Origin of the sequence: Providencia sp. PROV174 (assembly GCF_028480685.1) — a bacterium.
In the GTDB taxonomy this organism is placed as follows: Bacteria; Pseudomonadota; Gammaproteobacteria; order Enterobacterales; family Enterobacteriaceae; genus Providencia; species Providencia rettgeri.
Genome location: NZ_JAMPOT010000024.1, coordinates 65,788 through 78,754, shown reverse-complemented (window position 1 = coordinate 78,754; position 12,967 = coordinate 65,788). Strand labels below are relative to the sequence as shown.

11 protein-coding genes are annotated in these 12,967 nt (G+C 42.8%); 6 read left to right on the top strand and 5 right to left on the bottom strand.

The genetic code is table 11. The annotated features are described in order from the left end of the window. The first annotated feature begins 1 nt into the window (after nt 1). From kdpA to PSE60_RS19070, 6 genes are all read left to right on the top strand, one after another. Complete coding sequence (gene kdpA, locus PSE60_RS19095) at nt 2-1,705, top strand: potassium-transporting ATPase subunit KdpA (RefSeq protein WP_272666453.1); 1,704 nt, start codon at nt 2-4, stop codon at nt 1,703-1,705. Between the two features lie 13 nt (nt 1,706-1,718). Further along, nucleotides 1,719-3,782 (top strand): potassium-transporting ATPase subunit KdpB, encoded by a 2,064-nt coding sequence (gene kdpB, locus PSE60_RS19090; RefSeq protein ID WP_210839361.1) that lies wholly within the window; start codon nt 1,719-1,721, stop codon nt 3,780-3,782. 10 nt (nt 3,783-3,792) lie between these two features. Then, complete coding sequence (gene kdpC / locus PSE60_RS19085; RefSeq protein WP_272666452.1) at nt 3,793-4,386, top strand: potassium-transporting ATPase subunit KdpC; 594 nt, start codon at nt 3,793-3,795, stop codon at nt 4,384-4,386. An 8-nt stretch (nt 4,387-4,394) separates the two neighbouring features. Next, complete coding sequence (kdpD, locus tag PSE60_RS19080; protein WP_272666451.1) at nt 4,395-7,082, top strand: two-component system sensor histidine kinase KdpD; 2,688 nt, start codon at nt 4,395-4,397, stop codon at nt 7,080-7,082. A 16-nt stretch (nt 7,083-7,098) separates the two neighbouring features. After that, entirely contained in the window at nt 7,099-7,785 is a 687-nt protein-coding gene (gene kdpE, locus PSE60_RS19075; protein WP_004909034.1) for a two-component system response regulator KdpE, read from the top strand. Nucleotides 7,786-7,881: 96 nt separating this feature from the next. Continuing rightward, nucleotides 7,882-8,277 (top strand): DUF5329 family protein, encoded by a 396-nt coding sequence (locus tag PSE60_RS19070; protein WP_209101162.1) that lies wholly within the window; start codon nt 7,882-7,884, stop codon nt 8,275-8,277. Nucleotides 8,278-8,484: 207 nt separating this feature from the next. On the opposite strand, the gene glnS is transcribed toward PSE60_RS19070, so the two are convergent. From glnS to PSE60_RS19045, 5 genes are all read right to left on the bottom strand, one after another. Next, the gene (gene glnS, locus PSE60_RS19065; RefSeq protein ID WP_272666450.1) at nt 8,485-10,152 is read right to left on the bottom strand and encodes a glutamine--tRNA ligase; all 1,668 of its coding nucleotides are present in this window, start codon (nt 10,150-10,152) and stop codon (nt 8,485-8,487) included. A 169-nt stretch (nt 10,153-10,321) separates the two neighbouring features. Beyond that, complete coding sequence (locus tag PSE60_RS19060; protein ID WP_272666449.1) at nt 10,322-11,137, bottom strand: sulfite exporter TauE/SafE family protein; 816 nt, start codon at nt 11,135-11,137, stop codon at nt 10,322-10,324. A 179-nt stretch (nt 11,138-11,316) separates the two neighbouring features. Next, entirely contained in the window at nt 11,317-11,574 is a 258-nt protein-coding gene (locus PSE60_RS19055) for a colicin E3-like toxin immunity protein (RefSeq protein WP_115167737.1), read from the bottom strand. A 13-nt stretch (nt 11,575-11,587) separates the two neighbouring features. Continuing rightward, nucleotides 11,588-11,932 carry a colicin E3/pyocin S6 family cytotoxin gene (locus PSE60_RS19050; protein WP_272666448.1) on the bottom strand — a complete coding sequence of 115 codons (345 nt, stop codon included), beginning with the start codon at nt 11,930-11,932 and terminating at the stop codon, nt 11,588-11,590. Next, nucleotides 11,889-12,941 carry a hypothetical protein gene (locus PSE60_RS19045; RefSeq protein WP_272666447.1) on the bottom strand — a complete coding sequence of 351 codons (1,053 nt, stop codon included), beginning with the start codon at nt 12,939-12,941 and terminating at the stop codon, nt 11,889-11,891. Before PSE60_RS19045 ends, PSE60_RS19050 begins: the two co-directional genes overlap by 44 nt. Nucleotides 12,942-12,967 lie beyond the last annotated feature (26 nt).

Below are 12,967 nucleotides of genomic sequence, written 5' to 3'. Positions count from 1 at the left end.
TATGACTACCACCACATTGCTATTTTTAGGTAGTTTTTTACTGATCTTATTCATCTTAGCAAAGCCTTTAGGCAATGGTATTGCCCGGTTAATCGACAATGATATACCTCGTCGGTTAGCAAGCAGTGAGTCCCTACTTTGGCGTTTAACCGGAGTCAAACAGCCAGGAAGAGACATGGCTGAGATGAATTGGCGGCAATATGCCTTAGCGATTGTATTATTTAATGTTTTAGGTTTTATTTTATTATTCGTTATTTTAGTCTGCCAAGGCCGTTTACCCCTTAACCCTCAACACTTTGAAGGGATGAGCTGGGATTTAGCCTTTAATACCGCCATTAGTTTTATTTCCAATACCAACTGGCAAGCTTATAGTGGCGAAAATACATTAAGTTATTTGAGCCAAATGGCCGGGTTGACGGTACAAAACTTCCTTTCTGCTACCACCAGTATTGCGGTTGTTTTCGCATTGATCCGCGCTTTTTCACGCCATGGCAGTAAAACTGTCGGTAATGCGTGGTTAGATATATACCGCATCACCGTGTATTTACTCTTCCCTTTAGCCCTAGTTTTCGCTCTCTTTTTTGTTAGCCAAGGGGTTATTCAAAATTTCTCCGGCTATTTAATTATTCACCCTTTAGATAGCAGTGAGCAATTATTACCCATGGGGCCAGTAGCTTCCCAAGAAGCGATAAAATTGCTCGGCACCAATGGTGGCGGCTTCTTTGGTGCTAACTCATCACATCCTTTTGAAAACCCAACCGCACTGAGTAATTTTGTGCAAATGTTTGCTATTTTCCTGATCCCTACCGCACTTTGCTTTGCTTTTGGCCGTGTGGTTGGCAACAACAAACAAGGCCACACCTTGCTCTGGGTTATGGGGATCATTTTTGTGGTTGCTGCCATTGTCGTAGTTAAAGCAGAGTATGTGGGGAACCCATTTTTAGCAGACTTACACACGACAAGTACCGCCAATATGGAAGGAAAAGAGAGCCGCTTTGGGATTGTCGGTTCCGCTTTATTTGCGGTTGTGACAACCGCAGCATCTTGTGGGGCAGTCAACGCCATGCATGACTCCTTTACCGCGATGGGCGGAATGGTACCGATGTGGTTAATGCAAATTGGTGAAGTGGTTTTTGGTGGTGTCGGTTCCGGTTTATACGGCATGTTGCTGTTTGTGTTACTCGCCGTTTTCCTTGCTGGCTTGATGATTGGCCGTACACCTGAATACCTCGGTAAAAAAATCGAAGTTCGGGAAATGAAAATGGTGGCACTGGCGATTTTAGTCACCCCAACCTTAGTGCTACTTGGTACCACTATTTCATTAATGACCGAAGCGGGCCGTGCAGGAATTTTAAACCCCGGAGCGCATGGGTTTAGTGAAGTGTTATACGCCTTTTCTTCTGCGGCTAATAATAACGGTAGCGCTTTTGCTGGGCTCAGCGCTAACACTCCGTTTTACAATGTGCTACTTGCCATTGCGATGTTTATAGGCCGCTTTGGTGTCATTCTTCCTGTCTTGGCTATCGCAGGTTCCATGGCCAATAAGAAACCCCAAGCCCAAAGCCATGCCACATTACCGACAACTGGCCCATTATTTATTGGCTTACTGGTTTTCACCGTACTTCTCATTGGCGCACTGACCTTTGTACCCGCTCTTGCATTAGGCCCTATCGCTGAGCAATTACACATTGGTTTTGCCGGATAATGAGGAAAGAAAAATGAAAAATAAACAAACTAAATTATTTAATAATCAATTAATTAAACAATCCATTATTGAATCTATCAAAAAATGTACACCACAAGCGCAATGGCGTAATCCAGTCATGTTTGTGGTCTATATTGGCAGTATGATCACCACGTTACTCTGGCTAGCTATGGTAATGGATTACACACAAGGCAGTGCTTGGTTCAGTGGAATGATCACCCTTTGGCTGTGGTTCACAGTGATTTTTGCCAACTTTGCAGAAGCGCTTGCCGAAGGGCGAAGCAAAGCCCAAGCACAGAGCTTAAAAGGTGTTAAACAACAAAGTAGCGCCACACGGTTAGCTTCGGCCTCATTGGAGGCGAACCAAGATATCGTGAGTTCAGATCAGTTACGCAAAGGCGATATTGTGTTGATCCGTGCCGGAGAAACCATTCCTTGTGATGGCGAAGTCATCGAAGGTGGTGCTTCCGTGGATGAAAGTGCCATCACGGGGGAATCCGCTCCCGTGATCCGCGAATCTGGTGGTGATTTCTCTTCAGTGACAGGCGGAACTCGCGTACTTTCCGATTGGCTGATAGTCGAGTGTACCGTCAATCCCGGTGAAACCTTCTTAGATAGAATGATTTCCATGGTTGAAGGCGCACAACGCCGTAAAACGCCAAATGAAATTGCCTTAACTATTTTGTTAACCGCGCTGACTATTATCTTTGTTTTAGTTTGTGCCACCTTATACCCATTCACCGTTTTTGCCGCAGAGCATGCAGGTGCAGGCAGTGCCGTTTCTATTTTAGTGTTGATAGCGTTATTAGTCTGCTTGATTCCAACAACCATTGGTGGATTGCTGTCATCCATCGGTGTGGCAGGAATGAGTCGCATGCTAGGTGCGAATGTGATTGCCACCAGCGGCCGTGCCGTGGAAGCAGCAGGAGATGTTGACGTCCTATTACTCGATAAAACGGGGACCATTACACTGGGAAACCGCCAAGCCTCTGAATTTTTACCACTAACGGGTATTACAGAGCAGCAACTGGCGGATGCCGCACAATTATCATCTTTAGCGGATGAAACGCCAGAAGGCCGCAGTATTGTGGTACTGGCAAAACAAAAATTCAATTTACGTGAAAGAGACATTCATGCCCTGAATGCAACTTTTGTTCCTTTCTCCGCAATGACACGTATGAGTGGTGTCAATATTGGCGAACGAATGATCCGCAAGGGCTCTGCGGATGCCATCCGCCGTTATATCGAAGCCAACCACAGTAAATTTCCTGTCGAAGCGGATCAACTGGTCGAAAAAGTCGCCCATTTAGGTGGAACGCCACTTGTGGTGGTTGATAATAAAACGGTTTTAGGTGTCGTAGCATTAAAAGATATCGTCAAAGGGGGCATGAAAGAACGCTTCTCTCAAATGCGTAGTATGGGCATCAAAACCGTGATGATCACCGGAGATAACCATTTAACAGCAGCCGCAATTGCAGCCGAAGCAGGCGTCGATGATTTTCTTGCTGAGGCGACACCTGAAGCCAAACTGGCACTGATCCGCCAATATCAATCCGAGGGTCGCTTGGTTGCCATGACGGGTGACGGCACCAACGATGCGCCAGCACTCGCGCAAGCGGATGTCGCAGTGGCAATGAACTCTGGCACTCAAGCTGCAAAAGAAGCCGGTAACATGGTGGATTTAGACTCCAACCCAACCAAGTTGATTGAAGTAGTGCATATTGGTAAACAAATGCTGATGACCCGTGGCTCATTAACCACATTCAGTATTGCTAACGATATTGCTAAATATTTTGCCATTATCCCTGCAGCTTTTGCAGTGACTTGGCCACAGTTAAATGCGTTAAATATTATGCAATTACACTCACCTGCATCCGCTATCCTCTCTGCGGTTATCTTTAACGCATTGATCATTATCTTCTTGATCCCACTCGCGATTAAAGGGGTTAATTATCGGCCAATGAGCTCTCAATCATTATTGCAACGTAACTTAGGCATTTATGGTTTAGGTGGGCTGCTCGTGCCATTTATTGGGATCAAACTGATTGATCTATTTATTAGCCTCTTTGGGATATAAGGAATTGATTATGAATATGATCCGTTCGTCGATAATTATGCTATTTATACTCACCATTTTTACAGGCATTGCTTACCCATTAATGGTGACTGGCCTCGCTAATATTTTTTTTCCATGGCAGGCTCACGGTTCTTTGCTCACACAAGATGAGCGCATTGTTGGTTCAGCCTTAATTGGGCAAAATGAACAAGGTAGTGGCTACTTTCATGGCCGCCCTTCTGCAACAGCTAACGTACCTTATAATACCTTAGCCTCAGGTGGCAGTAATTTAGCCGTCAGTAACCCATTGTTACAACGCGCTATGGCTGAGCGTAGCGAGCAACTGCGCGTAGAAAACCCCGATGCCCCTAACGCCATTCCTGTAGATTTACTCACAACATCTGCCAGCGGCTTAGACCCCAATATTTCTATTGAGGCCGCGTTATACCAAGCTCCGCGTATTGCAAAAAGCAGGCAAATTCCATTGGATGCGGTAAAATCATTGATAGAAACGCATACTGAACAGGCATTGTTGTCCTTTTTAGGTGAACCTGTCATTAATGTGCTAAAACTGAACTTAGCACTTGATGAATATCAACAACAAATAAACAGTCAAACTCACTAGGGGCTGTGATGGACAATCAAGAACCTATTCGCCCTAACCCTGATGAACTCTTGGTCAAAGCCAATGAAATTGGGCGTGGCAAATTAAAGATTTTTTTCGGTGCCTGTGCTGGTGTTGGAAAAACGTATGCCATGCTGCAAGAAGCACAGAGACTCAGAGCTCAAGGGCTAGATGTGCTGATTGGCGTAGTAGAAACCCATGAAAGAGAAGAAACGGCCGCGCTACTTGACGGCCTTTCTCTGTTGCCACCTAGGCGCATAACTCATCACGGTCGCCGCCTAAATGGTTTCGATATTGATGCGGCAATTGCTAGGCATCCAGCCATAATTTTAATGGATGAATTAGCATTTAGTAACCCCCATGGCAGCCGCCACCCTAAACGTTGGCAAGATGTCGAAGAACTCCTTGATGCTGGAATTGACGTACTAACAACCATCAACGTTCAACACATTGAAAGCCTTAATGATATTGTGGGGAGCATTACAGGTATTCATGTACGTGAAACGGTTCCAGACCATATTTTTGATGCGGCTGATGAGGTGGTATTAGTTGATCTTCCTCCTGACGACCTACGACAACGCCTTAAAGAAGGCAAAGTGTACATACCGGGGCAAGCCGAACGCGCTATTGAGCATTTTTTCCGCAAAGGAAATTTAATTGCACTGCGTGAGCTTGCTCTGCGGCGTACTGCTGACCGGGTTGATGACCAGATGCGTGAATTTCGCGACGGTAAAGGCCAAGCCCCTGTATGGCACACTCGGGATGGGCTATTGCTATGCATTGGCCATAATACCGGAAATGAAAAATTAGTCCGTACAGCCGCACGACTTGCCGCAAAATTCGGTAGTGTCTGGCATGCTGTTTATGTTGAAACTCCCTCGCTTCATCAGCTACCTGAACCCCAGCGTAGAGCTATCTTAAAAGCGTTACGTCTTGCTCAAGACTTAGGTGCTGAAACGGCAACTTTATCTGATCCTTCGGAAGAAAAAGCGATATTACGTTATGCTCGAGAACATAATTTAGGGAAGATATTGATTGGTCGGCGGAATAAAGCAAACAAATGGTTTAAGCTCAATTTACGTCCCGGTTTTGCCGATCGTCTTGGTAAGCTCGGCCCTGATCTGGATTTAGTGATTGTCGCGCTTGAAGAGAAAAGCGAGTGGGACAAAGAACCAGAAAGAAAGCCGTTCTCTGAAAAATGGCGATCGGATATGAATGGCTATTTAATGGCTATTGTGATGTGTGCCGCTATCACCTTATTTTCACGCACCTTTTTACTGGCTCTCGATAAAGCCAACCTCGTGACACTCTATCTATTAGGTGTCGTGTTAATCGCATTATTTTATGGCCGACGCCCCTCTGTTTTCGCCGCTCTGGTCAACGTGATCAGTTTTGATCTGTTCTTTGTTCAGCCCCATTTCTCCCTTGCTATCATGGATATGCAATATTTAGTCACGTTTACAGTGATGTTAATTGTGGGGGTTGTTGTGGGGAATTTAACTGCAGGTATGCGCTACCAAGCTCGTATCGCTCGGTATCGAGAGCAGCGAACACGTCACCTATATGAAATGACAAAAGAATTAGGACAAGCTATCACGACAGATGATATCGGGAGAACTGGGTACCATTTCCTGAATAATGCATTTCAAGCCAAAAGCTGCTTGCTACTCCCCGATGAAAACAGCCAGTTATCACCATTAAAATGTGAAGGTCACAGTGAAATGCTGATTGATAAAGCCATTGCTAAATGGTGTTTTGATAAGCGCCAACCCGCCGGTGCTGGCACGGATACACTACCAAGCGTTCCCTATCAATTGCAACCTATCACCACTGCCGATCAAACCCTTGCTGTTCTTGCCATTGAACCAAGAAACATGCGCCAGTTATTGATCCCAGAACAACAACGCATGCTGCAAACCTTTACGGGGCTGATAGCGAGCGCTCTTGCGCGTCTGCAACTGACCAAACAAGCTGAATCAGCCAAATTAGATATTGAACGTGAACAACTAAGAAACTCCTTACTTGCCGCACTGTCTCATGACCTAAAAACACCGCTCACCGTTTTATTCGGCCAAACCGAAATCTTAATGTTGAATTTGTCTGCGGAAAACTCACCACTAACAGAACAAGTGAACCAAATGCGCCAGCAAGTACTTAGCACTTCGCGCTTGGTGAATAATTTACTGGATATGGCTCGCTTACAATCTGGCAGTATTCAGCCCAATTTAGCCTGGGAATCACTGCAAGAAATTACCAGTAGTGCTGTTAGAACCTTAGATTACACCTTACACAGCCATCCTTTAGAAATTGATATTCCAGCAGACTTATTACTTTATTGTGATGCTAACTTGATTGAACGGGTGTTAATCAACCTATTAGAAAATGCCGTAAAATACAGTCATGACGATACCCCGATTGGTATTCGAGCTACAGTTGAAGGGCAAAAAATTCATATTGAAATATGGGATGCCAGCAATGCGATTCCAAACGGGCAAGAAAAAACCATTTTTGATAAATTTTCTCGAGCACAAAAAGAGTCCGCAATTCCAGGTGTTGGCTTAGGGCTCGCCATTTGTCGTGCTATTATTCAGTTACATGAAGGCGAAATTTGGGCGCAGAACAATAATAAAGGTGGAGCGAGTTTCCATTTTGTCTTACCTTTAAAGCAACACCCTGATATCGAAGTAGAAACATAAAAGGATCAGCAATATTGTGAGTACTAGCCATCAAATTCTGGTTGTTGAAGATGAAAAAGAAATCCGCCGCTTTGTTCGCTTAGCGCTGGAAGGCGAAGGCTGGAAGGTATTTGAGGCGGAAAATTACCAACGCGGCCTCATTGAATCCGGTACGCGACAACCTGATTTGTTAATTTTAGACCTTGGCTTACCCGATGGTGATGGGCTTGATTTAATTCGTGATCTACGTCAGTGGAGTAGTATTCCGATTATTGTTTTATCCGCTCGTGAAGAAGAATCACAAAAAGTGGCAGCATTGGATGCAGGTGCTGATGATTACCTCACAAAACCCTTCGGAATTAGTGAGTTACTGGCTCGAGTTAGAGTGGCTTTACGGCGCTTCGGCAAAGCCACTCAAGAAAACTCAAAATGCCAGTTTGGGGATATTACCATCGACTTTATTAATCGTGTCGTGACCAAACAAAATGAAGAACTTCATCTAACCCCGATTGAATTTCGTTTACTCAGTGAACTCGTGGCTAACAGCGGTAAAGTATTAACTCAGAGGCACTTATTACTGCAAGTCTGGGGGCCTAATTATGTGGAACATAATCATTACTTACGCATCTACATGGGCCATCTACGGCAAAAATTAGAAAATGACCCAGCACGCCCTATTCACTTATTAACCGAAACAGGAATTGGTTATCGGTTTATGCCTTAACAGATGACCATTTATTGAATTCTAGGAATCTTACCGATAGTTTAAATTAAAAGACTGCTTATAATTTACTCACCTTTTTTCTATGGAGAGAAATTCGTGCAATCACTCACAGCCCAACTATCAAACCGTTTTTCATCTGCTTTAGTCCTTTTTTTAAGCGTTTTTGTGACTACTCAAGCCCTTGCGCTAAGCCCTGAAGAAAAAATGCGTACTGAATCATTATTAGCAGAGCTTGGTAAACAACAAAATCTTACTTTTACACGTAATGGCACTGAATATTCTGCCGCTGACGCAGAATCTCATTTGCGATTAAAACTGCGTAAAACAGAAAAACGCCTCAAAACTGTAGAACAATTTATTGATAACGTAGCTTCAAAATCGTCCATTACTGGCGAAGAGTATCAAGTTAAAGATGCGCAAGGTAATGTGACTTCCGCGAATGAATATCTGCATGAATTATTAAAAGAAAAAGTGGATAACAAACACGAGTAGGTTCTGTAGGCTTTGTAGATTACTATAAAAAACGCTGACATTTATTTGTCAGCGTTTTTTGTGCTAATACTCGATCTGGCCCCTAAATAATTTGTACCACAGGTAGGCGGCAAATTAAGTTATCCCGTGAGCATACATAAGTATGTGACTCGGGTAACTTAATGAAGCCAACACCCCTGTGGTGCAAAGTATGACGGGGACATCAAATTAAGAATTTTCGAGTTTCGCCCAAGTATCACGCAACCCAACAGTCCGGTTAAACACCAGGTGATCCGCACTGCTTAATTTATTATCTGCACAGAAATACCCTTCGCGCTCAAACTGATAGGCTTTTTCTGCTACCGCATATTTCAAGCTTGGTTCAACAAAACCTTGCCGGATAATCAGCGATTCAGAGTTGATAACGGATAAGAAATCATCTTCTGCGCCCGGGTTTGGCACCGTAAATAAACGGTCATACAGGCGAATTTCTGCGGGTAATGCGTGTGCAACACTCACCCAATGAATAACACCTTTCACTTTACGACCATCTGCTGGGTCTTTATTTAATGTGCCTGCATCATAAGTACAGTAAATGGTTGTAATATTACCATCGGCGTCTTTTTCAACACGCTCAGCCTTAATGATATAAGCATTACGTAAACGAACTTCTTTGCCTAATACTAAACGTTTATATTGACGATTTGCTTCTTCACGGAAATCTGCACGGTCAATATAAATTTCGTTGCTAAATGGCACTTGGCGAGTTCCCATCTCCGGTTTATTTGGATGGTTTGGCGCCGTTAAAATTTCTTCGCCAGCGGGCATGTTTTCAATGACAATACGAACTGGGTCGATAACCGCCATAGCACGTGGTGCCGACTCATTTAGGTCATCACGAATACAGGACTCTAAAGAGGCCATTTCAACGTTGTTGTCTTGTTTTGTCACACCAATACGTTGGCAAAATTCACGAATAGATGCCGCAGTATAACCACGACGACGTAAACCCGAAATGGTTAACATACGTGGATCATCCCAACCATTGACGTGTTTTTCGGTGACTAATTGGTTCAGTTTACGCTTAGACATCACCGTGTATTCCAAATTCAGACGAGAGAACTCGTACTGACGTGGATGGCAATCAATGGTGATATTATCTAATACCCAATCATATAAACGACGGTTGTCTTGGAATTCTAAGGTACATAAAGAGTGTGTAATACCTTCTAATGCATCAGAAATACAATGCGTGAAGTCATACATTGGGTAAATGCACCATTTATTGCCAGATTGGTGATGTTCCGCAAATTTAATGCGATATAAAACCGGATCGCGCATCACCATAAATGGGGATGCCATATCGATTTTCGCACGTAAACACGCTTTTCCTTCTTCGAAGCCACCCGCACGCATTTTTTCGAATAATGCTAAGTTATCTTCAATAAGGCGCTCACGGTATGGGCTATTTTTACCCGGCTCTTTCAATGTTCCACGATATTCGCGAATTTCATCTGGGCTGAGCTCGTCAACGTAAGCTAAGCCTTTTTTGATCAGCTCAATTGCATATTGATACAAGGTATCAAAATAGTCAGAGGAATAACGAACATTGCCGCTCCACTCAAAACCAAGCCATTTAACATCTTCTTGAATCGAGTTAACGTATTCGACATCTTCTTTTACCGGGTTTGTATCATCAAAACGCAAATTACATTGGCCTTGATAGTCCTTGGCAATGCCAAAATTCAAGCAGATTGATTTCGCATGACCAATATGTAAATAGCCATTAGGTTCAGGTGGAAAACGCGTATGCACTGACGTGTGTTTCCCGGTCGCCAGATCTTCATCTATGATCTGACGGATAAAATTTGTTGGGCGAGCATCTGCCTCATTCATTGTCATCATTCCTCAATGCCAAAAGCGCGCTAAAAGCGTGTAGTAACTAAATATATTCTACCATAATCAATCAGGAAACAACCGTTTGATTGCGCCAAGTGCGGCAAAAGCGATGAACAGAAGGAATTTAGGGCAAAAACCTCATTTTTGCCCACCGAAATACGCGATTTTAAACCAGCAACATAACAGCTAAAACCACGAGTAACAGTAGTGGATAACTTTGGGCATGACGTTTATCGCTAAGGTAAGGCATTAATAATGAAGCAAAACGGATCCCTAGCCACGATGTCACAATTAAAATTAATGCCCCTTTGATATAGATCATCCCCAGAAAGCCCGCTCCGAGGTCAATGTGTTTATCAATAGCGAAATAAAAATAGGTTAATGTACCCGTGATCGCCATTGGTAATGTCAATGGGTTCGCAAAGGCAGCAGCTTGGATCATACTGGCACCACGGCGTCGCATTAGTGGAACCGTCATCACACTGCCGCCAACCCCTAAAAATGCCGCTACCGCGCCAATCACCACACCAATCGGAGTATCTGCAAAAATACCGCCATGAGAGGATTGTATCCCCGTAGATTCTATCTTCATAAAACCAGGGCGAATAAAGCAATCTAAAATAGTGATGATGAGATAACCAATAAATATCCAACGAATTAATGCACTATCTACTGATAACGCCACAATCGCCCCAAATATCCCCCCCACTGAAATAGGGATAATAAATGGCTTTATAATTGGCCAGCTGAGATTTCCTTTTAAATAATGAGCGCGACTTGATAATGTTGATGAAAAAATCATCACGCAAGTGGATGTTGCCACCGCGATTTGCATCGCCACAGTTCCTGCATCGCTTTGCGGCCCCCATACTAAGGTAATTAACGCATACAACAGTGGAACCGTGATAAACCCACCGCCAAAACCAAATAGTGCGGTGGTGATCCCCGAAATAAAGCCAAATAAGCACAGAAGCAGTTCCACAGAAAATTCCTCATCAGTCATTGAGAAAATATCTTATCGATGAAAAAAGCGCCTTGCTTATGCAGATTTGACAACCTTGTTTGAGATTTCGCCAATGTTATTAATAAATGCAAATTGATGAATACAAATAAAGGGAGCTCAACTCCCTTTATTTAACATCATTCAAACATGAATAATAATTACCATTCGTCCCGATAATCAAATGAAACTTGATACACAAATTTATCTAAATCAATTTGATGAATGACATGACTTTGAATTTCAATTACCCATTCTTTTTGCAAATCAAATACTCCGTTGTTAATAATATTTTCATCTTTAGGATCAATTGTTTTATCTATCAGAAAATCATCATCTCCAAAATCTTCTGAATATTCTTCACCCATAAATTCACCAGTTTGCTTATCAAACCATTGAGTATGTAGTTTTAATCCCATTGTTTATTCCTCTTCATAGATATTTTTTTATATTACGTTTAGGATCTGCTGGTTTCAATTGTTTACCACTTTTTGGATCGAATGCACCTATATGCTGCCCATCACTACCTCTATATCCCTCCAATTCTCCATGTTGAGAATCCCACTCATAGATTTTACGCCCTTTGTCACCAACCCACCGATTACGCCGTCCCCCACCACCTTGTTTTGGCGTTTTTCCTTGCACTGGCTTTAATTCACCTAAGCCTTTTATTTCATCAACTTTAGGTGCAGGATGATAAGAATGACCTTTTTCTTTAACACCTTTTCTTTCATCATCTTTTCCCTTTATTTTTCTTACCGCCTTTGCTTGCCGCAATATAAATTGGCTTGACACCGATGTTCTCAGAAAAAACAATAATAAAAGGAGATTGCGGGTTAGAACTTGAATTTATAACGGAAGTTGGAAAAGAAGGTGAACTAATCGGGATGCCTGAAGGCCGTTGAATATCATATATTTCACCAGGTAACGATTTCAATCTCTTCGGGTTAGGTAAGGGAGTACCTGTGAAAACCTCAGGTTTTCCTATCTGTATATATCTATCTTTTTGTTCATTTGGCAGTGAATAACTAAAAAGCCCTTTTTGTTCAGTGGGGATTGCTGGTATAACTCGAGTCTCGACTGGTGAATTTGTTGGTGTTAATTCAATAATTTTTTGTCCATTACTTATATGCTCTGTAGGAACGGCATAAGTTTCAACAATGCCCTTGTTACGACTCACCTCTCTTAATATTCGTTCCTCTGGTACTCTTAATTGTTCCCCAACGGGTGTCCTTGCTGTATTTGTATTCCTTGTTAAATAATCAAAATCATGTTTTGAAAAGCCATGTAATGTATCTATTCCGGGTGCACCCGCTGGTGGCGAATATGTTAGTAATCCAATACCTAATCCCACCGACCGCCCAATAACAGTACCTAGAGGGTCACTGTTAGAAAGAGGGGTGACACCGAGTTTGAAAGTACTGACTGGTGCAGCATGGCTGATTATTAGAGGGGACGGTTTTAAGGTTGATAAAGAAGCATTTAATGCTGAAGTAAGTGCAGGAGGAATTGTTACTGCTTGATTATCAAAAATTTTATATCTTAGGCTGTCTGTTACTGACTCATATATTTTGATTTTACTTTTAAAATCCTCCCTGAGCATAGATAGTGTTTGTGCAAATGTTTTTATATATATTTTTTGTGCTTCTAAAAAATCACCTCGCCTAAATGCATCCATCATCTGTTTAGCACGCTTATCATATGTCAGAAAAGGGCAATCTTGTTCCCCACACCTAGGGCAAAGGTTACACTTCAATATGTTCATGATGTCATCATTTTGCTGCATGGATGTTCCTTATCAAAAGAGTGTGT